Origin of the sequence: Flavobacterium psychroterrae (assembly GCF_018380615.1) — a bacterium.
GTDB classification, from domain to species: Bacteria; Bacteroidota; Bacteroidia; order Flavobacteriales; family Flavobacteriaceae; genus Flavobacterium; species Flavobacterium psychroterrae.
Window position 1 is genome coordinate 371496 of the sequence record NZ_JAGYVZ010000002.1, and the last position, 21914, is coordinate 393409.

Here is a 21914-nt window from a genome sequence, read left to right on the forward strand (position 1 = left end):
AACGAATTGTATGCGTAAAATTTGTATTTTTTTACTGTTTTTGGTTTGCAGTAATGTTTTGCATGCGCAAGTAAATCCAGCGGTTAAAGATACAACGAAAACTCAATTCTCTGTTGGGAAAGTTGAGTTAGATAATCCACCAAGTATACTTTCTGCTTACAGATATGATCCTATTACAGATCGATATATCTACACCAAATCGGTTGATGGTTTTTCAATCAATTACCCTATTATTTTAACGCCTCAAGAGTACGAGGATTTAGTTTTGAAAGAATCCAGAAGAGATTATTTCAGAAAAAAATCAGATGCAATTGATGGTAAAAAACTAGGAAGCGAAGCCGCTAAAAAAGATTTATTACCTAGATATTATATTAATTCAAGCCTTTTTGAAAGTATTTTTGGTAGTAATACAATCGATGTAAAACCCACAGGTTCAGTAGAGATGGATTTGGGTGTTCGATATACAAAACAAGATAATCCTTCTTTTTCACCAAGAAACAGATCAAGTCTTACTTTTGATTTCGATCAGCGAATCAGTATGAGTTTAATGGGTAAAGTGGGAACCAGATTAGAGGTTAATGCCAACTATGATACCCAATCTACATTTGCATTCCAGAATTTATTTAAGCTGGCATATACTCCTTCAGAAGATGATATCGTTCAAAAAGTTGAAGTCGGTAATGTTAGTATGCCATTAAACAGTACCCTTATTCGTGGTGCTCAAAGTTTGTTTGGGGTCAAGACGCAATTGCAATTTGGTAAGACAACCGTAACCGGAGTTTTCTCAGAACAGAAGTCACAAACAAAGAGTATAGTTGCAGAAGGTGGAGGAACAGTTCAAAACTTTGATTTATATGCTTTGGACTATGATAATGACCGACACTTTTTTTTATCTCAATATTTTAGAAACAAATACGATGCTTCGCTAAAAAATTATCCATTTATTGATAGCCGTGTTCAAATTACAAGATTAGAAGTTTGGGTAACCAATAAGCAAAATCGTGTAAGTACAAGTAATAACAATTTACGTAATATTATTGCGCTTCAGGATTTAGGTGAGGGTCAAATTACAGGTGTTCCTGACAATCAGGTTGTCGTTATAAGCTCTACAGCAGGATTTTTTAATAATGGTATTGATACACCTACAGATAACAACAATAACAAATACGATCCGTCAACAATAGGTCAGGCAGGTTCTTATTTAAATTCGAATATTAGAGAAATTGTAACAGCAAAATCTGGATTCAATAATGCAAACACCAGCGAAGGAACAGATTACTCTGTACTTGAAAACGCCAGAAAATTAACTACCAACGAATATACTTTTAATGCACAGTTAGGATACTTTTCATTGCAGCAGCGTTTGGCAAATGATGAGGTTCTGGCAGTAGCGTTTGAATATACTGTTGGAGGTAAAGTGTATCAGGTAGGAGAATTTGGTAGCGATGGAGTTGACGCAACTGTAGTTACAGGAAACAATAATGCAAATCAGGCTATTATTACACAAAGTTTAGTATTGAAAATGCTGAAAAGCAATTTGACAAATGTTCAAAATCCAGTTTGGAATCTGATGATGAAAAACGTTTATCAAATTCCTCAGGCATATCAAATCAAACAAGATGATTTTAGATTAAATATACTTTATACAGATCCTTCGCCAATAAATTATATATCACCTGTTCAGGGAACTACTTTTCCTGCAAATGCAACTGCGGATAATAAAGTAGATCAAACGCCACTATTGAATGTATTTAACCTTGACCGATTAAATTATAACAATGATCCGCAAACTGGCGGAGATGGTTTCTTTGATTATATTCCGGGAGTTACTGTAGATGTTCAAAACGGGCGAATTATTTTTACCACTAAAGAACCTTTTGGGGAACTTTTATTTAGAAAATTACAAAATACAGGATCAGGCGAAAACTATGATGATCCAAATTCATACAATGCGAATCAACAAAAATATGTGTTTAGAAATATGTATCGCAACACACAATCCGGAGCGTTGCAGGACAGTGATAAAAACAAATTTTTATTAAGAGGAAAATATAAATCATCCGGAAGTAACGGTATTCCAATTGGTGCTTTCAACGTTCCGCAAGGTTCTGTTGTTGTTATGGCAGCCGGAAGAAAGTTAGTTGAAGGAATTGATTATAGTGTCGATTATCAATTAGGTCGAGTTCAGATTTTAGATCCTTCACTTCAGGCTTCAAATACACCAATTGAAGTTTCGTTAGAAAACAATTCAATTTTCGGACAACAAACCCGAAGATTTATGGGATTCAATGTTGAACATAAAATTTCAGACAATTTTGTAATTGGTGGAACTTTCTTAAAAATGACAGAGAAACCATTTACTCAAAAATCGAGTTACGGTCAGGAATCTGTAAACAATACTATTTTTGGATTTAATGGAAATTACTCAACCGAAGTTCCGTTTTTTACAAGATTAGTAAATAAATTACCAAATATTGATACAGATGTTCCTTCGAATCTTTCAGTACGTGGAGAAGTTGCATTCTTAAGACCTGATGCGCCAAAAGCAAGTGATTTTGAAGGAGAAGCAACTATTTATGTTGATGATTTTGAAGGTTCGCAATCTACAATCGATATGCGATCAGCTTATGCCTGGAGTTTAGCTTCTACACCATTTGTAAATTCAATAAATGACAATAGTTTTAATGCCAATTCAAATACATTAGAATATGGTTTTAAACGTGCAAAATTAGCATGGTACACAATTGATCCTGTTTTTTATTCCTCAAAACCATCCGGAATTTCAAATGATGATTTGTCATTAAACACAACAAGACGTATTTATAGTAAAGAACTTTATCCAAATACAGATATTGCTCAAGGACAAATTCAGGTTATTAATACATTAGATTTAAGCTATTATCCATCAGACAGAGGACCATATAATAACAATCCTAATTTTAGTACAATTCCCGCAAACACTAATTACGGTGGAATTATGCGTGCTTTAAATTCAACAAATTTTGAGCAGGGAAATGTGGAGTATATTCAGTTTTGGGTTATGGACCCCTATGTTGGAAATGCAGAAGCGCCAACTAGTAATACGGGAAAAATATATTTTAACTTAGGTGAAATTTCTGAAGACGTACTAAAAGACGGAAGAAAACAATATGAAAACGGATTAGGACCAGGTCAGATTATGGTAAATCCGCAACCACTTTGGGGAGATGTTCCGGCATCGCAATCGTTAATTTATGCCTTTGATACAAATGCAGAAAATCGTGCGAATCAGGATGTAGGTTTAGATGGTTTGCCAAACTCAAGAGAAGGTTCTGTTTATACTAATTATGCAGGAGAAGCAGATCCTGCTGCAGATGACTACAAGTATTATTTAAATACTGAAGGAGGAGTTCTGGAACGCTATAAAAATTATAATGGAGTTGAAGGAAACTCTGCTGTCAGTATTGATGATCCTAATCGCGGATCAACAACTTTGCCGGATGTTGAGGACATCAATCGTGACAATACAATGAACACAATTAATGCTTATTATGAATATAGTATTGATGTAAAACCTGGAATGCAGGTGGGACAAAATTTTATTACAGATATTCGTGAGGTAACTAATGTCGATTTGCCAAACGGATCAACTACAACAGCAAGATGGATTCAGTTTAAAATTCCGGTTTCTCAGCCACAAAATACAATTGGTAACATTACAGATTTTAGATCTATCCGATTCATGCGTATGTTTATGACTGGTTTTAGTAATCAGATGACAGTTCGTTTTGGAGCATTAGATTTAGTAAGAGGAGAATGGAGAAGATATACGGGAACACTTGATGCAAATGATCAGACTCCGGATGATGATGGAACTGAGTTTGACGTTGCAGCAGTTAATATTCAGGAAAACGGAACAAAATGTCCAGTGAATTATGTAGTGCCTCCCGGAGTTCAAAGAGAGCAATTGTACAATAACAATACAATCATTAATCAAAACGAACAAGCATTAGCATTGCGAGTTGGCGGAGCTGGTTTACAATATCAGGATTCAAGAGCCGTATTTAAAAACGTAAGTGTTGATATGCGTCAGTATAAAAAACTTAAAATGTTTTTACACGCTGAATCTTTGCCTAATGAAAGCACATTGTTAGATGACGAAATGATAGGTTTTATTCGTTTTGGAAATGACTTTACACAAAACTTTTATCAAGTTGAAATTCCGTTAAAAGTAACCCGAACAGGAGGAACTTGTACTCTAAGTTCAGAAGAGGTTTGGCTGGAAGATAATAATATTGATCTGGCGCTTGAGTTATTGACAAGAATGAAAATTAAAGCCATGCCGCTTGATATTAATTCTAATAAAAGAGATGTCAATGGAGTTTATTACCCCGATGATGATATAGGCATCGAAGGAAGTCCCGAATTACGAGATGGTGACAGTAAATTAAGATTAGGGATAAAAGGAAATCCTAACTTTGGTTTAGTTCGAAATTTAATGGTTGGTTTAAAAAGCAGGGCAGATCATAAAGACATAAAAGGAGAAGTTTGGTTCAATGAGCTTCGTCTGGCAGACATGGAGAATAAAGGCGGTATGGCGGCAATATTAAATATTGATACCAATATGGCTGATTTTGCTACCATTTCGGCAACCGGTAAAAAGAGTACAATAGGTTTTGGCTCTTTAGAACAAGGAGCAAACGAAAGAGATCGTGAAGATATTCAGCAATACAACATTGTAACAAATCTTAATTTAGGTAAATTATTACCTCCAAAATGGGGAATCAATCTGCCTTTCAATTATGCTATTGGAGAAGAAATTATTACACCTGAATATGATCCTTTTAATCAGGATATAAAATTGGATCAGTTAATAAGAGAAACTACAGATCCGGCAGAAAAACAAAATATCAGAACCCGTGCTATTGATTATACAAAGCGAAGAAGCATTAATTTTATTGGAGTAAGAAAAGATAGGGCGCCAGAGCAAAAGCCACACATTTATGATGTTGAGAATTTAACATTATCTCAATCTTATAATGAAGTAGAGCGTCATGATTATGAAGTTGCAGATTATGTAGATGAGCAATCCAATACAGCAGTAAATTATGCGTACACTTTTCAGCCAAAAGAAGTTGTTCCTTTCAAGCAAAACAAATTCATGAAAAAAAGTGAATATTGGAAACTGTTAAGTGATTTCAATTTTAATTACTTACCGTCTAATATCTCTTTTAATACAAATATTATACGACAAAGTAATCGTCAGCAATATAGAGAAGTAGAGGTTCAGGGAATTGGACTTGATCCTTTGTACAGACGTAATTTTGCCTTTAACTATCAATATGGTTTTGGTTATAATTTGACAAAATCGTTGAAATTAAATTATACAGCAGCATCAAATAATATTGTTAGAAACTTCCTGAATGATGATAATACGCCAAAACAGGATTTTAATATCTGGGATGATTATTTAGACATAGGAACACCAAATCAACACGTACAGCAATTAGTGTTGAATTATGATATTCCGATAAATAAAATACCGGTTTTTAGTTTTGTAAAAGCTTCATATTCTTATACAGCAGATTATAACTGGCAGCGTTCGTCAACTGCATTTTCTGAATATATTGATCCGGATGGAAACCAATTTGATTTAGGGAATACAATTCAGAACGCGAATTCTAATACATTGACAACGACTTTTACTATGAACACGTTGTACAAATATTTAGGATTAACGCCAGGATCAAAAACGGCGGCAAAACCTAAACCAACGGCGCCACCAAAACCAGGAGAAAAAATTGTTAATACAGCAAAACCGATAACAAGCAGTAGTCCGTTTTATGATGGCATGATAGGTATTTTAACCAGTGTAAAAAACATTCAGGTTAATTATACTAAAAACAGCGGAACAGTATTGCCGGGATATACACCAAGTGTAGGTTTCTTAGGATCGTCAAGACCAAGTTTAGGATTCGTTTTTGGAAGTCAGGATGATGTTCGTTATGAAGCAGCAAAAAGAGGCTGGTTAACCGATTATCAGGACTTCAACCAGAATTTTACTCAGGTAACAAATAAGCTTTTGAAAATTACAGCAAATATTGATTTATTACCTGATTTAAAAGTCGACTTGTCTATGGATCGTGCTTATTCTGAAAATTCTTCAGAGCAGTATAGTGTTGTAGATGGACAATATACGCCTTTGTCACCGTACACTTATGGAATGTTCTCGATCTCAACCGTATTGATAAAAACAGCTTTCTCTACAAGTAGTGAAACTGAATCGGCTGCATTTGATGATTTTAGAACTAACCGTTTAGTAATTGCAGATCGTCTGGCAGCAGATCGTTATGGTGCAGGAGCGGCAATTCCGAGGTATGGAGATGCAAACAATCCAATTCCGGCAGAAACAGACCCTAGTTATAAAATATATATTGCCAATCAGGGGTATCCAATAGGATTTACAAAAAGTAATCAGGCAGTTTTATTGCCGGCATTTTTAGCCGCTTATTCAGGAAGTGATGCTTCAGGAAGTTCAACAGATATTTTTAAAAGCTTTCCTATTCCTAACTGGAGTATAAAATACAACGGATTGATGCGTTATAAATATTTCAAAGATAAATTCAAGCGTTTTTCATTACAGCACAATTACAGAGCATCGTATACTATAAATCAGTTTAGATCTAATTTTGATTATTTAGAAACACCAAATGGGCAAGATGTCAACACCAATTTCTATAACAAAACAATCATGTCAAATGTCAATTTGGTAGAACAGTTTAGTCCGCTAATGCGAGTAGATTTTGAGTTGAAAAGTTCATTAAGAATTCTTACCGAAATCAAAAAAGACAGAGCGTTATCAATGAGTTTTGATAATAATTTATTGACCGAAGTAAAAGGTATGGAATATATAGTGGGAATGGGATATCGTTTTAAAGATGTTATTTTCTCATCACGATTAGCAGATAGTCCAACGGGAATTATAAAAAGTGATATCAATATTAAAGCCGATTTTTCTCTTAGAAAAAATGAAACGTTAGTACGTTATCTAGATTACGATAATAATCAATTAGCGGCAGGGCAAGATATATGGTCATTAAAATTAACTGCTGATTATTCGTTTAGTAAAAACCTTACGGCAATATTCTATTACGATCATTCGTTCTCAAAAGCGGTAATTTCGACCTCTTTTCCTTTAACGAACATCAGATCAGGATTTACGCTTCGCTATAATTTCGGAAATTAATTTTCTTGGATTCTAAACAAGATTTCATTAGAAGATTATTACATTTGTGGCTTAATTATTAAATTATCAATTTTCAAACATAGTATTATGAGCATACCAGCAAATTTAAAGTACACAAAAGATCACGAATGGGTTAGCATCGAAGGAGATGTTGCAACTGTAGGAATTACTCATTTTGCACAAAAAGAGTTAGGGGATATCGTGTATGTTGAAGTAGAAACTTTAGATCAGACACTTGATAAAGATGAGGTTTTTGGAACGGTTGAAGCTGTTAAAACAGTATCTGATTTGTTTTTGCCTTTAACAGGAGAAATAATTGCTTTTAATGAAAGTTTGGAAAGCGCACCGGAAACAGTTAATTCTGATCCTTACGGAGCTGGATGGATGATTAAAATAAAAATTTCAGATGCATCAGAAATAGATTCATTGTTATCTGACGAAGCTTACAAAGAACTTATCGGTGCCTAAACAATTCCTGCTGCTTTGGGCAATGATATGCTCGGGTATTATTACTTATTTTTGTTTGACGGATTCAAGTAACATTCCCGCTGTAAATTTTCCAAGTATAGATAAAATTGTACATTTTTGTTTTCATTTCGGATTTACAATTTCATGGATTTTGTTCTTCAAAAAAGAACTAAAGGGGAAAGCGCCTGATGATTATAAAGCCTATTTGATTTCGTTTATATTTTCTGTTTTTTTTGGAATTACAATCGAAATTTTACAAAGTGTTTTTACAACCACAAGGGCTGCTGATGTGACGGATGTTTTAGCAAATGCACTTGGAGCTACTATTGGAGTTTTTACGGCAATAGTTTTTAAAAAGCAAATCGATAAAATATAAAAATATAAAGACCCACTTCGGTGGGTTTTTTATTGCCAAAAAATCAAGCTTTAAAAAGTGTATTTTTTTCTGAATATAAAATGTATTTTTGTCGCAATTCTATACAATCATGAATGTTAAGCAATATTTAGATTCCACTTACTTGAAAACTGCCTCGCAAGCCAAACTTTCGGAAGCAGAAAATAATATTGTGGTAAAAAGCGCCATTGAAGAAGCTATTCTGGAAAGCTTCAAGCTAATTATGATTCGGCCGGAACATGTTTCTTTAGCTAAAGAAATGATTGTAAAAGCTAATTCAGCTTTGCTTATTGGTACTGTTATCGATTTTCCCGAAGGTAAGGCAAGTTTAGAAACAAAGATTAAAGAAGCCAATAAAGCAATTGAAGACGGAGCAGATGATCTGGATTTTGTTTGTAATTATGAAGCTTTTAAAAATGGAGATCTTGCTTTAGTAAAACAGGAAATTTTCATAGGAACACAAATTGGTCTTGCAAACAATAAAACAGTAAAATGGATTATTGAAGTTGCGGCTTTAAGTGATAAGGAAATTATTCAGCTTTCGGCATTGATCAAAAATGTTGTAATCTCAAATTTTAAGGAAGAAGAATATACTTCTGTTTTTGTAAAATCATCAACCGGTTTTTATGAAACCCAAAACGATATGCCAAACGGAGCAACTGTTCCTACTATTATAATGATGTTAGAAAACGCATCGCCTTTGTCAGTAAAAGCTGCCGGAGGAGTTAGATCATATGAAGATGCTGTAGAAATGATTCGTTTAGGCGTTAAGCGCATCGGAACTTCAGTTGCAAAAGCAATTGCAAACGGAGAAAATACCACAAATCAATATTAAATGAAAACCAAAATTTACATGAATAAGATTTTTCTATCTTTTATTCTGACACTTTCCGCCGTATTTGCTTTTTCGCAAGAAAATAATAAGTCATCGATTAAACCTGCTTTTACATCAGAGCAATTTCCTGTTTTTCCAAATTGTGAAAATTTGCAAGCTAAAAAACTCGAAGATTGTTTTTATAAAGAAGTGCAGGATTTCGTGTTTGGTAATTTTGAGATTCCGCAAAATTTAAAACAGACAAATTATAAAGGCGAAGTAAAAGTGCTTTTTGAAGTCGATGCAAACGGAGAGTTTAAAGTTATTTATGTAAATGCTGTAAACGATGAATTGGCTGAAGAAGCAAAACGTGTTTTCGGAAAATTTCCTAAAATAAAACCATCTACTTATAATGGTAAACCAACGTATTCAAAATATACTATTTCAATAGGTGTACCTTTAAAAAGTGCTGATCAAATTGCATCCGAAAATTTGGCTGCAGCCGAAATTTTAAAACCGGCTCAAAAACCAATGACAGAATTAGATAGTATTATTTATAAAAAATACAACAATCCTGAATTCGAAAGTCATTTAAACATTCCTTTTTCCCATAGTTATTATGCACAGTTTGATGGCGCAATGAATCAGGTAGGAAGTAATAATCATACAGCTTCAAAGCCATATACTTATGCTGAGGTTTCAAAATATTATAATTTAAATGCCGTAAATCAATCGCTGAAAAAAGATGTTTCGACCTGGTTGGGAAGAAAGTTTTGGAATGAAAATCTGGTTCAGATTCAGGGAGAAGATTATTGGCTGGCATTAAATCCTATTCTTGATTTACAAATGGGGAAAGCTTCAGATCTGGACGCTTCATACACTTATGTAAATACGCGTGCTTTGAATTTTAGAGGAGGTTTAGGAAAACAAATCAATTTTACAACTACGGTTTTTGAAAGTCAGGGAAGATTTGCAGGTTATTATAATGATTATGCCGAAACATTAAAACCTTCAGGTGGTAATCCGGCGATTATTCCGGGTATGGGAATTGCAAAAAGATTTAAAACAGATGCATACGATTTTCCTTTGGCGGAAGCTAATATTACTTATGCGCCAAGTAAGATTTTTGACTTTCAGTTAGGTTATGGAAGAAATTTTATTGGAGATGGATATCGTTCTTTGCTTGAAAGTGATGGCGCAAGTCCTTATCCTTATTTTAAAATTAATACGACTTTCTGGAAAATAAAATATACAAACACTTATATGTGGCTTAAGGATGTTCGTCCTGATGTTACTTTAGAGAAAACGTATGCTACAAAATTCATGGCAAACCATTATTTAAGTTGGAATGTTTCGAACAAATTGAATTTAGGATTTTTTGAATCAGTAGTTTGGACAGATACCAATAATAGAGGTTTTGATATTAATTTCGTCAATCCTATTATTTTTTATCGTTCCGTTGAGTTTTCATCTTCTTCCCGAAGCGGAAATGCACTTTTAGGAATGTCGTCTAAATACAAATGGAGCAACAATGTAAATTTATATGCTCAGTTTTTACTCGATGAGTTTTCTATAAGTGATATGGGAGCCGGTGAGAATAGCTGGAAAAATAAATTTGGATATCAACTTGGAGCAAAATATTTTAATGCTTTTAAAATTAAAGATTTATTGTTGCAGGTAGAGTACAATCATGTGCGTCCGTATGTGTATTCACATAGTGCCATTATTACCAATTACGGACATAATAATCAAAGTCTTGGCCATCAATGGGGTGGAAATTTTGAAGAATTGGTTGCGATTGGACGTTATCATAAAGGCCGTTATTATGCTGATGCCAAATTTACAATTGGTAAACGAGGTTTAGATTTTGATACTCCTGAAGATAGTTACAATTACGGAGGAAATATTTATAAAAGCTACGACGTAGATCGTCCGTATGATACAGGTGTAAAAGTGGGACAGGGAAATAAAACCAATATTTTTATTGCCGATATTCAGGGAGGTTACTTGATCAACCCAATGACAAATTTGAAATTTTTCGGAAGTTTTCTTTACAGAAATTTTGACCCAACACAAGAAACGGCGACAACTTTTAAGCAAAGTACAACCTGGTTCACTATCGGATTGCGTTCCGATATTTTTAATTGGTATTTTGATTACTAGGATTTTTAATAAGATTTTTCGAAATAATAGTGTTAAAGATGGGCAAGTCCTTATTTTATAAAGGTTTTATTGAAAAAAATCTAATTTTATAGGTCAGTATTCTACAATCTAATTTGTACATTTGCACCACTCAAAAAAAACATACAAATAATTACCGTATTGAACGCTACTAAAAATACATTTTCAATAAAATCAATATTTACCGATTTCAAAGAGATTACAAAAGCTGGTTTAGCAATCAGTGTACTGTTTTCTTCCATTGCCGGTTATTTATTGGGTGTTAATGCTGATCATCCTTTTAAGTGGAGTGTTTTAGTTGTTTTGATGATTGGAGGATATTGTATGGTTGGAGCTTCAAATGCTTTTAATCAGGTAATAGAAAAAGATATCGATTCATTAATGGACCGAACTAAAAATCGTCCGGTTCCTTCGGGGCGAATGTCTCAAAAAATGGCTTTGTTTGTAGCAATTTTGCTTACAATTATTGGTATTACTTTGTTGTATACAATCAATGCAAAATCAGCAATGTTTGCGGCAGTCTCAATATTTTTGTACACAAGCGTATATACACCTTTAAAAACAGTAACTTCGTTATCGGTCTTTGTTGGTGCTTTTCCGGGTGCAATTCCCTTTATGTTAGGTTGGGTTGCGGCAACAGGAGAATTTGGTATCGAGGCAGGAACACTTTTTTTAATTCAGTTTTTCTGGCAGTTCCCTCATTTTTGGTCCATTGGATGGTTCTTATATGAAGATTATGCAAAGGCTGGAATTTTTATGCTTCCAACAGGGAAAAAAGACAGGAAAACGGCTTTGCAGATTATTTTATATACAATTTGGCTTATTATCGCATCATTGTTGCCATCTTTAGGATTTACGGGGCAATTGTTTATTACCCCAATTGCAGCAATAATAGTGTTTTTTATTGGTTTATGGATGTTGTTTTATGCGGTACGTTTGTACCAGTTAAGAACAGCAAAAGCAGCGAGAACATTAATGTTGGTAAGTGTTTCGTATATTTCGTTGCTGCAAATAGTGTTTATAGTAGATAAATTTTTAAGATAGTTATGGAAATGACATTAACAAAAACAGACTCAATTAGTGAGGAGCAAGTAAGAAAATCAAAATCGGCAAAACTGATTTTGTTGTTCGCAATGGTAAGTATGACCATGATGTTTGCGGGACTTACAAGTGCGTTTGTGGTAAGTAAATCAAGAGCAGATTGGTTGAAGAATTTCGAATTACCAACTGCATTTTATTACAGTACAATAGTGATTATTGGTTGCAGCGTAACTTTTTATATGGCGAAAAAAGCCATTCAAAAAGACAATAGAAGTGCAACTACGGCATTACTTTTAGGAACATTAGCTTTAGGGATTTTATTTGTAGTTTTACAATTTGTAGGTTTTGGACAAATAGTAGAAAGTGGTTATTATTTTACAGGAGAAGGTAGTTCAATTACTACAACTTTTTTGTATGTTGTTACCGTTACACACTTATTACACTTAGCTGGAGGTTTGATTTCACTTTTAATTATAATTTATAATCATTTTAAACAAAAATACAATTCGACTCAAACTCTTGGTATAGAACTAGGTGCGATGTATTGGCACTTTTTGGATTTATTATGGGTATATTTATTTTTATTTTTATATTTCTTTAAATAAGAAAAAAACGTAAATTTGGGAACTTTTTAACGAATATCTTTTATGGAAGCGACAGTTACTACTGCAAACAACGACGAAAAAACTTGGGGAGGCGGCGATATCCAGCCATTAGGCGCAAGTTATGGTAAAATGATGATGTGGTTTTTTATCGTATCAGATGCTTTAACCTTCTCTGGATTCCTGGCGGCTTATGGTTTTTCCAGATTCAAATTTATTGAAACATGGCCTTTGGCAGATGAAGTGTTTACTCACTTCCCATTTATGCATGGTGTTTCGGCTCCAATGTATTATGTAGCCTTAATGACTTTTATTTTGATTTTCTCATCTGTAACAATGGTTTTGGCTGTTGATGCAGGTCACCAGTTGAAAAAAACAAAAGTTGCAATTTATATGTTCTTAACAATTATTGGAGGTTTTATTTTCGTTGGTTCTCAAGCCTGGGAATGGAAAAACTTCATTAAAGGTGAATATGGGGCAGTTGAAACAGTAGGCGGAAGCTTATTACAGTTTGTCGATAAAGATGGTAAAAGAGTTGCTCTTGAAGAGTTTGCTGTAAAATTACCGGAACAAAGAGAAGCCCTTACAAGAGCTGACGGTAAATGGTTTATGGAAAGTGCTGAATCAACACCAACGTATTCAGTTGCTGAAATTCAGGCTGGTTTTAAAGCGCATCCTGAACTTTTAATAAGAACAGAGCATCTTACAGCAGAAAAGAAAAAAACAATTTTGTCAAGAGCAGAATCTGAATCTCGTTTAACTACTGCAAAATATGTAGTAGAAGGTGCGAACCTTGTGAGAAACGAATACGGAAGTAAATTATTTGCTGATTTCTTTTTCTTTATTACAGGTTTCCACGGATTCCACGTATTTTCTGGAGTTATCATTAACATCATTATTTTCTTTAATGTGTTATTAGGAACTTACGAAAAAAGAAGAAGTTACGAAATGGTAGAGAAAGTTGGTTTATACTGGCACTTTGTCGATTTAGTTTGGGTATTTGTATTTACAGTTTTCTACTTAGTTTAATTTTAGATTTTAATTATTATGTCACACGAACACGTATCAAATACAAAAAGAATCTGGTTTGTTTTTGCATTATTATCAGCAGTAACTACAGTAGAAGTTATACTTGGTATTATTAAACCGGGAGTATTAGAGTTTAATCATTTTTTAGGTTTGAATTTGTTAAACTGGATATTTTATATCCTGACAATATTCAAAGCGTATTATATAGTATGGGCATTTATGCACATGGAAGGTGAAAAAAGCAGCCTTAGATGGTCAGTTGTTTCGCCGGTTATTTTCCTGGTTTTATATTTATTGTTTATTCTGTTGACAGAAGGACATTATATTTATGGGGTTTTTAAAGATTCTACTATTAAATGGAATTTTTAACATGATATTAATTCGAAAAGAGGCTCCGTTTAACGGAGCTTTTTTTATTTTTGTACCTCAATAACTTCCGTTAATACAATGAAAAAAAATATAGTTCTCTTTGTACTTTTTGTTTTGCCAATTGTAGCCTATTTGTTTTTTGCTTCAGGTGTAAATAGTTTTACTAAACTTCCCACAATCACTCCTAAAATTGCCGACTTTGGTAACTGGAAATCCCTTAAAGGAGAAAAAGTAACCTTGAATGATAAAATAACAATTCTTGGTTTTTCAGGAACTGAGATTTTAAAAAACAGAGGAAATTTTTTTAATTTAAATGAAAAAATTTATCAGCGTTACAATGGATTCAAAGATTTGCAATTCGTAGTAATTTGTCCGTTAGGAACTGAAAAAGACGCTGAGAAAATCGAAGAATCTTTAGGCGCTTTTACAGATGTTTCAGGATGGCATTTTGTGTTTGCTTCTCCGGAAGAAATTAAAGTGTTTTATGATCAATTGCACTTAAAAGGAAAATTAGATCAGGATCTAGGAACTCCAAATGTTTATATCGTAGATAAAGAACGTAATTTAAGAGGAAGAAAAGATAAAGAGGAATACAAAGAAGGCTATAATACTTTTCATCCTTCTGAGTTGAGTAACGAAATGCTGGATGATTTTAAAATCATTTTATATGAATATCGTGCAGCTCTAAAAAAGAACCACAACGCAACAAAAGAACTTTAATCTTTATATCATGTTTAAAAATAAATCATATATCGGAATTTCGTTTATTATCTTAATCTTCGGAATTTATGCTGTGCCTAAAATTGTGGACAGAATTTCAAATGGAGAAGTTGTAAAAGGAAACCGCTTAGATAATGTAGGTTTAAAAACTTCAAAAGCAGATGCGAAACTTATAACTATTGGTCCGGCTCCTAAATTTGAATTAACAAATCAGGATAATATTAAAGTTTCAAATGAAACATATAAAGGGAAAGTATATGTTTTAGAATTTTTCTTTACAACATGTCCTTCAATTTGTCCTAAGATGAATTTAAGTATGTTAGAGATCGAGAAAACTTTTTTTGGTAATCCAAATTTCGGAATTGTTTCCATTACTATCGATCCTAAACATGATACACCACAAGTTTTAAAAGATCATGCTAAATTATTAGGAGTAAAATCATCTAACTGGAATTTTCTAACAGGTGATAAAGCGACAATTATGGATTTGTCAAACAAAGGCTTCAATTTATATGCTGGAGAAAATGAAAAAGTAAGCGGTGGTTTTGAACATTCCGGTTTATTTGCTTTAATTGATAAAGACGGAAATATTCGTTGCAGAAAAGATGAATTTGGAAATCCAAATATCTATTATGACGGATTAGATAAAAAAGGTGTTAGGGACATTCAGGAAGATATTAAAATATTATTAGCAGAATAAAATGGAAGATCATTCATTAGAAAAAAAGTATAATAAGCTTATTATAGCAGTTTCAATTATAATACCAGTTGCAGTAGGTATTTTATTTGTAATTAAATTAAAAGATTTCGGAATCAATGTTGAGCCTCTTTCATTTTTACCTCCCATATATGCTACAACTAATGGTTTAACAGCAATTGCATTGGTTTTAGGAGTTATTGCTATTAAAAACGGAAAACAGAAACTTCATGAACGTCTAATGACTTCGGCTATTGCTTTGTCTTTAGCTTTTCTAGTAATGTATGTCGCTTATCATATGACAGCTGATTCTACTAAATTCGGGGATTTAAATCATGATGGAATTGTAGACGCTATCGAAAAAGCTAAAATTGGAGCTTTGAGATATTTGTATGTTTTTATTTTGCTTACACATATAATTTTATCAGTTGTGATTATTCCGTTTGTATTGGTTACGTATGTTAGGGCTCTTGCGCAACGTTTTGATAAACATAGAAAAATAGCCAGAATAACATTTCCGCTTTGGTTGTATGTTGCGGTTACAGGTGTAATAGTTTATTTAATGATTTCTCCTTATTATGCTTAAATTAGAAAATAGAATAAAGAATAGCGAAAATAGAATGGAAAGTAAAGAGTATAGAATGAAGAATATAGATATGAATGTGAGTAAAACTTTTCCAACAAAGTTTATCTATATTCTTGTCTCTATTTTCTTTTCTCTTGCAGCAAACGCTCAATGTGCAATGTGTCGAGCTGCGCTTGCGGGAGATTCGAATGTAAAAAAAGCAGAAGCGGTAAATAACGGAATCGTTTATTTAATGGTAATTCCTTATTTACTTGTAGCAATAATTGGCGTTCTGATTTACAGAATGTACCAATCTAAAAGGAAAAAAGCAGAATAATTTTATTCTGCTTTTTTTTACCTTAAAGTTGCGATTTGTATTTAGCAAGATTATATTTGTTAAAAAATAACAACTCTTTTAATCATGCAAAATTGCAATACTTCTAATAAAACATTTTTTGTCTTAAACTGTTTTCTTGTTCTAATTTTTTTTCTGGGTTCATTCAAGATGAATGCACAATTATCTGTCAAAAAAGAAAAAGAATTAACCGAATATCTTCAAAGTGGTTTCAATTATTTAAAAACAAATCAGACTAAAGAAGCTGTTCAACAGTACAAGAAAGCATTAAAGATTGATCCTTCAAACTATAATGCTTATTATAATCTTGGACTTATTTATGCTAAAACAAAACAATTTGATGAAGCGCTTGCTATCGCTGATGAGGCTCTGCTAAAATGCAGTGAAGATAGTGGTAGTTTATATATATTGAAGGCAAATTGTTTATCTGATATGGGAAGATATGAGGAGGCTCTTCCATTATTTCTCAAAGATTTACAATCAGCTTCCGGAGATAGTTCAAAGGTCAATTATAATCTCGGTTACACTTATGCTAAGTTGAAAGATTATCAGAATGCTTTAATCTATTTAAAAAGATTTATTGAAGTAGAATCGATAAAAGGGAGTAATTGTAATGATGCCTATTTTTACGTCGGTACATGTTATATGGAATTAAATGACTATTCAGTAGCTGTTGACTATTTTGATTTAGCATTAATCGACAGTAAATTTTATAGTTATTATTATAATAAAGCTGAAGCATTAAGTAAATTAAAAAGAAATGATGAAGCTATTGCGGTAATTAGTGAAGGAATTATAAATAACCCTAATAAAGAAGTACTATATCATAAACGATATCAAATTTATAGAGAGCTTAAGCAAAAGGATAAGTCTTTTGAAGATCTAAAGAAGGCGTATTCAATAAATCCAAATGAAGGTGATGTATTGTTCGATATGGGAAGTTATTATTCTGAGGATAATAGAATGGATGATGCAATAAAATGTTATCATAAATGTATTTCATTGAATAATAATTTAACCGGTGCCTATAATAATTTGGCCAATATTTACAAAGAAAACAAATTAAAATCAGATAGTGCGGAGTTTTATTATAAGAAAGCTATTGAAATCCTTCCTTCTGAAGCGTCTTTTTATTATAATTTTGCTAGTTATTATAAAAATATAGGTAAATATGATGAGGCAATAAAATTATATAAAAAAACCGTAGAGCTAAACCCAAATTTAAGTAGTGCTTACAAAAATATGGGAATTGTATACTCTTTAATGAAAGAAACGGATGAAGCAATTAAGAGCGTTCATGAAGCTCTAAAGATTGATTCTGATGACGGGAATAATGCGTTGTTAGCTTCTCTGTATTTTGATAAATTGGATTATGAAAATACTATTGTTTATGCAACTAAAGCATTAAGGATTGATAAAAAGAGGATATCTACTAATGAAGTCTTAAATATGCGCGCGGTTAGCAGGCAGATTTTGGGAGATTACAAAAATGCTTTATATGATTATTTGGAGATTTTTTCATCTTATAATCCTGCTGAAAAGAAAGAAGCTGCTTCTATTTTGTCAAATATTGGATATTGTTATCTAGAAGATAATCAATTACAAAATTCCTTGAAATACTTTAGTGAATCGGTTAATTCTTCGTCTGAAATCGATCAGTTAATAGGATTGTTTACGGTACAATATTTATTAAATAACAAAGAGGCATTTAAAGTAACATTAAGCAAAGCTATTGCTGTTGAGCCAAAACTTAAGCAAGGTTTTAAGGGAATTGAAATGCTTGAAAGTGATGGTTATTTTTATACTGAAAAACATAAAAAGACATTAAAAAAAATCTTAATGTTTTAATTTATCAATCTAAAAAAGAGTTTGAATAATTGTTTAGCTATTTTATAAAATGATACAATAGCTAAACAATTATTTTTTTGTTTTTATTTCAAACCATCAACCGAAACATTCACAGTTCCGTTTATTTTTATAAAAGCGATAATAGCCTGATTGGTCAACTGAATTTTATCAAACTGAATATCTTCCATTTTGCCATTTACAAAAACGCCTGGCATTGGCGAATAGTTTTTTAGGTAAGTTGCCATGCTTTTTTTGCCTTCTTCTAAATTAGGCTGAATAGAATAACGACAGCTTTCTTCCATTTTTCTTAAAATATAACCTTGCCCCAGCCAGCTTGCTGTGCGCATTACTTTGCTTTTAGTATCTAAAACGTAATCAAGTTTCTCAAAATAAATCTCTTTTGTTTTATTATTATATTGTGGGAATCCATCTAAATAAAGAGTTCCGTTTATAGATCCTAAAACATCAAGAGCAATAACCATTTTGCCATCTTTATGCCAGATTGAAACATTTTTGACAGTTATTTTTTTGCTTCCGGATCCAAATTCCTGACCTGCAAAATTCCTTGTCATAATTTTTGAAGCATCAATATAAGTTGAAATTGCTGCAATATTTGCCGAAATTTGGTTTGGAATTTTTGCCACAGGTTTCAATACGATTTTAGTCGCATTGAATTTAGATTCCGGTTTTTTACCCACAATCGTTTCCATATTACATTTCATTCCCATGTCTAATAAAAACAAATCATTTTTAAGTTTTGCATTCGTTGAATACACTTCAACAGGAACAATTCTTAACCAGCTTTCATACGTATCACTCATCTGAAATGGTGTACAGATTTTTTCTAGTGCAGATAAAACATTCGGTTTAAAATCCATAGATTTTTCGATTGCTTCGTCTATTTTCTTTTCAATTTTAGATTTAAAAATAGAAATCGCCGGATTTACCAGGTATGTTATTGGCATACTTTTTCCAAATACAACCATCGTTGGGCTTTCGTTCCAGTCTAAAGATTTGAATTCGGTTTTAGTATTTAATTTCCAGTTCGTCAAAGCTACTTCACTTGATAAAGTGATCACACCATTTAGATTAAATTCTCTCGTGTCATAAAGTTCAACGCCCAGTTTTTTAGTACCAATTCGGTATTTGATCGTCGCTTTAAGCGGTAAAATTGTTTTTATTTTTTTGTCAGGGTTTGCAGGATCGTTCTGAATTTTTATTGGTGCCTGTTTCCATATTTTCATTTCGATATCGTCATCTTCAATATTATTATCTTCATAGATTAAACCATTCAATAATAAATTGGTTTGATTTTGAATATCACTCAGTTTTACCGTTATGGGTAAGTTGATAAAAGATGGATTTGCATCATAAACTAAGGGACTTGCATCGTCTGGTTCTGGTTTTAATGTTTCTAATTTGTGAGAAGTAGAACAGCTTGTAGCCACTGTAAGTACTGTAAATAAAGAGATAATGGAAAGAAACTTCATCGTTATGATTTTTTTAAGTGATGCAAAATTAAGAAAACAATTATATTATCTTAAAAAAGTGTAACAATTGATACTGAATTGAGTCTTATTGTAATAAGAAAACGGAACTATTAACGTTTTCTTATCATATTTTACTTAATAAAAATGTTATTATTGTTTTAAAATTTAACAATATCATGATCGAAATCAAAGATTTACACAAGTCCTATAAAATGGGAAGTTCTCAGTTGCATGTGTTAAAAGGAATTAATTTTAATATTGAAGAAGGCGAATTAGTTGCGATTATGGGATCATCAGGATCTGGAAAATCGACGCTTTTAAATATTTTAGGAATTCTTGACGAAGCTGATTCTGGTAGTTATATTTTAGACAAAACCCCAATTAAAAATCTTAACGAAACAATTGCGTCAAGATATCGAAATAAATTCTTGGGATTTGTTTTTCAATCCTTCAATTTAATAAATTATAAAACGGCACTCGATAATGTTGCAATGCCTTTGTATTATCAAGGTATTAAGCGAAAAGAACGTTATGATATTGCAATGAAATACTTAGAAAAAGTAGGTTTGGGTTCCCATTCGCATCATTTACCAAATGAACTTTCAGGAGGTCAAAAACAACGTGTTGCAATTGCCCGCGCATTAGCATCAAACCCAAAAGTGTTATTGGCCGATGAACCTACAGGAGCATTGGATACTAAAACATCCTATGAAGTTATGGAACTTATTCAGGGAATTAATGATGAAGGAAAAACAATTTTAATCGTTACTCACGAACCTGATATTGCTGCAATGTGCAAAAGAAATGTGGTCCTTAAAGATGGATTAATTATCGATGATAAAATGGTAGAACAAGTTAGAGCGTCATCTTATGTTTAATATTGAACGTTGGCAGGAAATATTTGAAGCAATTTCTAAAAATAGACTTAGAACATTTCTTACGGGAATTTCTGTAGCTTCAGGTATTTTTATTTTAGTGATATTGCTTGGGGCGGGTAAAGGACTTCAAAACGGAATTGAAAAACAGTTCGAGCGTGATGCTGCCGGAATTATTGAGGTTTGGTCAGGAACGACTACAAAAGAATATAAAGGATTAAATCCCGGAAGACAAATTCAGTTTAGAGACGCTGATTATAAACAATCAGTTCAAAAATTTGATGATAAATTAGATTTAAGAGCTTCGACTTATAGCTTTTGGGGTGGCGCATTTACTTATGGAAAAGAATCCGGAAGTTATCAATTTAGAGGAGTGGATCCTGATTATTCAGGAATTGAAAATATTACAATTGTTAACGGCAGATTCATCAATAGCAATGATTTAGCGAACAATGAAAAAGTGGCGTGTATTGGGATGAAAGTAAAAACAGATTTGTTTAAAGACAAAGATCCTCTAGGCAAAGAAATCTCAATAAATAATATCAATTTTAGAGTTGTAGGAGTTTTTACAGACCCCGGAGGAGAACGGGAAGAAGCCAGAGCCTATTTACCCAGAACTACCGTTCAAAGAGCGTATGGCGGTGGAGATAAAATAAGTAATTTGTTTTTTACTTTAAAAAAGACAAGTGATTATGACGAAGCATTAGCACAATCTGAGAAATTTACACAAGATTTAAAAGACTTATTAAAAAGTAGAAATACAGTTGCTCCGGATGATGATGGAGGAGTTGGGGTTTATAATTCTGTTAAAGATGCGAAACAATTTTATGATTTAAATTTGTACATCAGATTATTTTTTTGGTGGGTTGGGATCTGTACAATTATTGCCGGAGTTGTGGGAGTAAGTAATATCATGCTTATTATAGTTAAAGAACGAACTAAAGAAATTGGTATTAGAAAAGCTTTAGGAGCGTCGCCGTTTTCTATAGTTTCAATGATACTTCACGAATCGATTTTTATTACTACAATTGCAGGTTTTGTTGGGTTATTGGCAAGTTTGCTATTGTTAGAATTCGTAGGTCCAATGGTACAAAGTGAATATTTTCAAAATCCTGAAGTAGATTTTAGTGTAGCATTAACAACTCTTGTTTTGCTTGTATTTGCCGGTGCAATGGCAGGATTTTTTCCCGCATACAGAGCAGCCAAAATTAAACCTATTGTAGCACTTAGAGACGAATAAT

At 32.7% G+C, this 21914-nt stretch carries 17 protein-coding genes; 16 read left to right on the forward strand and 1 reads right to left on the reverse strand.

All coding sequences use genetic code 11. The features are described from left to right. The first annotated feature begins 10 nt into the window (after positions 1–10). The 14 genes from sov (at position 11) to KHA90_RS03475 (ending at position 18308) form a co-directional block, all read left to right on the forward strand. Positions 11–7225, forward strand: a complete 7215-nt coding sequence (sov, locus tag KHA90_RS03410; RefSeq protein ID WP_213295357.1) for a T9SS outer membrane translocon Sov/SprA — start codon at positions 11–13, stop codon at positions 7223–7225. Between the two features lie 87 nt (positions 7226–7312). After that, positions 7313–7693, forward strand: coding sequence for a glycine cleavage system protein GcvH (gene gcvH, locus KHA90_RS03415; protein WP_213295361.1), 381 nt, complete (start codon positions 7313–7315; stop codon positions 7691–7693). Further along, on the forward strand, positions 7686–8069 hold the full coding sequence (locus KHA90_RS03420; RefSeq protein WP_213295365.1) for a VanZ family protein: 384 nt from the start codon (positions 7686–7688) through the stop codon (positions 8067–8069). The genes gcvH and KHA90_RS03420 overlap by 8 nt, the downstream gene beginning before the upstream one ends. 109 nt (positions 8070–8178) lie before the next feature. Beyond that, a complete protein-coding gene (deoC, locus tag KHA90_RS03425) occupies positions 8179–8922 on the forward strand; it encodes a deoxyribose-phosphate aldolase (protein ID WP_213295369.1) in 744 nt (247 codons plus the stop codon). A gap of 18 nt (positions 8923–8940) precedes the next feature. Further along, positions 8941–11064, forward strand: coding sequence for an energy transducer TonB (locus tag KHA90_RS03430; protein WP_213295649.1), 2124 nt, complete (start codon positions 8941–8943; stop codon positions 11062–11064). Between the two features lie 159 nt (positions 11065–11223). Continuing rightward, positions 11224–12126 (forward strand): heme o synthase, encoded by a 903-nt coding sequence (gene cyoE, locus KHA90_RS03435; RefSeq protein WP_213295372.1) that lies wholly within the window; start codon positions 11224–11226, stop codon positions 12124–12126. 2 nt (positions 12127–12128) lie between these two features. Continuing rightward, complete coding sequence (locus KHA90_RS03440) at positions 12129–12728, forward strand: cytochrome c oxidase subunit 3 (protein WP_213295375.1); 600 nt, start codon at positions 12129–12131, stop codon at positions 12726–12728. Positions 12729–12770: 42 nt separating this feature from the next. Beyond that, positions 12771–13754, forward strand: coding sequence for a cytochrome c oxidase subunit 3 (locus tag KHA90_RS03445; RefSeq protein ID WP_213295379.1), 984 nt, complete (start codon positions 12771–12773; stop codon positions 13752–13754). 18 nt (positions 13755–13772) lie between these two features. After that, a complete protein-coding gene (locus tag KHA90_RS03450) occupies positions 13773–14123 on the forward strand; it encodes a cytochrome C oxidase subunit IV family protein (protein ID WP_154340739.1) in 351 nt (116 codons plus the stop codon). 78 nt (positions 14124–14201) lie between these two features. Then, positions 14202–14843, forward strand: a complete 642-nt coding sequence (locus tag KHA90_RS03455) for a hypothetical protein (protein WP_213295382.1) — start codon at positions 14202–14204, stop codon at positions 14841–14843. A gap of 10 nt (positions 14844–14853) precedes the next feature. Continuing rightward, the gene (locus KHA90_RS03460) at positions 14854–15543 is read left to right on the forward strand and encodes an SCO family protein (RefSeq protein WP_213295386.1); all 690 of its coding nucleotides are present in this window, start codon (positions 14854–14856) and stop codon (positions 15541–15543) included. A gap of 1 nt (position 15544) precedes the next feature. Further along, entirely contained in the window at positions 15545–16126 is a 582-nt protein-coding gene (locus tag KHA90_RS03465) for a DUF420 domain-containing protein (protein WP_213295389.1), read from the forward strand. A gap of 55 nt (positions 16127–16181) precedes the next feature. Further along, positions 16182–16442, forward strand: coding sequence for a hypothetical protein (locus KHA90_RS03470; protein ID WP_244860236.1), 261 nt, complete (start codon positions 16182–16184; stop codon positions 16440–16442). Positions 16443–16610: 168 nt separating this feature from the next. Beyond that, positions 16611–18308, forward strand: a complete 1698-nt coding sequence (locus KHA90_RS03475; RefSeq protein ID WP_213295395.1) for a tetratricopeptide repeat protein — start codon at positions 16611–16613, stop codon at positions 18306–18308. 83 nt (positions 18309–18391) lie between these two features. On the opposite strand, the gene KHA90_RS03480 is transcribed toward KHA90_RS03475, so the two are convergent. Continuing rightward, positions 18392–19798: a DUF4403 family protein gene (locus tag KHA90_RS03480; RefSeq protein ID WP_213295399.1), complete on the reverse strand. Its 1407-nt coding sequence runs from the start codon at positions 19796–19798 to the stop codon at positions 18392–18394. A gap of 176 nt (positions 19799–19974) precedes the next feature. Here KHA90_RS03480 and KHA90_RS03485 point away from each other — a divergent pair, with 176 nt between their 5' ends. Both KHA90_RS03485 and KHA90_RS03490 read left to right on the forward strand, forming a co-directional pair. Then, on the forward strand, positions 19975–20676 hold the full coding sequence (locus KHA90_RS03485) for an ABC transporter ATP-binding protein (protein WP_213295402.1): 702 nt from the start codon (positions 19975–19977) through the stop codon (positions 20674–20676). Continuing rightward, entirely contained in the window at positions 20669–21913 is a 1245-nt protein-coding gene (locus tag KHA90_RS03490; RefSeq protein WP_213295405.1) for an ABC transporter permease, read from the forward strand. Before KHA90_RS03485 ends, KHA90_RS03490 begins: the two co-directional genes overlap by 8 nt. The last annotated feature ends 1 nt before the right edge of the window (position 21914 follow it).

Coding starts and splice junctions, on each gene's coding strand:
- KHA90_RS03440 (WP_213295375.1), top strand. CDS start 12,129: ATGGAAATGACATTAACAAAAACAGACTCAATTAGTGAGGAGCAAGTA.
- KHA90_RS03450 (WP_154340739.1), top strand. CDS start 13,773: ATGTCACACGAACACGTATCAAATACAAAAAGAATCTGGTTTGTTTTT.
- KHA90_RS03485 (WP_213295402.1), top strand. CDS start 19,975: ATGATCGAAATCAAAGATTTACACAAGTCCTATAAAATGGGAAGTTCT.
- gcvH (WP_213295361.1), top strand. CDS start 7,313: ATGAGCATACCAGCAAATTTAAAGTACACAAAAGATCACGAATGGGTT.
- deoC (WP_213295369.1), top strand. CDS start 8,179: ATGAATGTTAAGCAATATTTAGATTCCACTTACTTGAAAACTGCCTCG.
- KHA90_RS03470 (WP_244860236.1), top strand. CDS start 16,182: ATGAAGAATATAGATATGAATGTGAGTAAAACTTTTCCAACAAAGTTT.
- KHA90_RS03445 (WP_213295379.1), top strand. CDS start 12,771: ATGGAAGCGACAGTTACTACTGCAAACAACGACGAAAAAACTTGGGGA.
- KHA90_RS03460 (WP_213295386.1), top strand. CDS start 14,854: ATGTTTAAAAATAAATCATATATCGGAATTTCGTTTATTATCTTAATC.
- KHA90_RS03455 (WP_213295382.1), top strand. CDS start 14,202: ATGAAAAAAAATATAGTTCTCTTTGTACTTTTTGTTTTGCCAATTGTA.
- KHA90_RS03490 (WP_213295405.1), top strand. CDS start 20,669: ATGTTTAATATTGAACGTTGGCAGGAAATATTTGAAGCAATTTCTAAA.
- KHA90_RS03430 (WP_213295649.1), top strand. CDS start 8,941: ATGAATAAGATTTTTCTATCTTTTATTCTGACACTTTCCGCCGTATTT.
- KHA90_RS03475 (WP_213295395.1), top strand. CDS start 16,611: ATGAATGCACAATTATCTGTCAAAAAAGAAAAAGAATTAACCGAATAT.
- KHA90_RS03465 (WP_213295389.1), top strand. CDS start 15,545: ATGGAAGATCATTCATTAGAAAAAAAGTATAATAAGCTTATTATAGCA.
- sov (WP_213295357.1), top strand. CDS start 11: ATGCGTAAAATTTGTATTTTTTTACTGTTTTTGGTTTGCAGTAATGTT.
- KHA90_RS03480 (WP_213295399.1), bottom strand. CDS start 19,798: ATGAAGTTTCTTTCCATTATCTCTTTATTTACAGTACTTACAGTGGCT.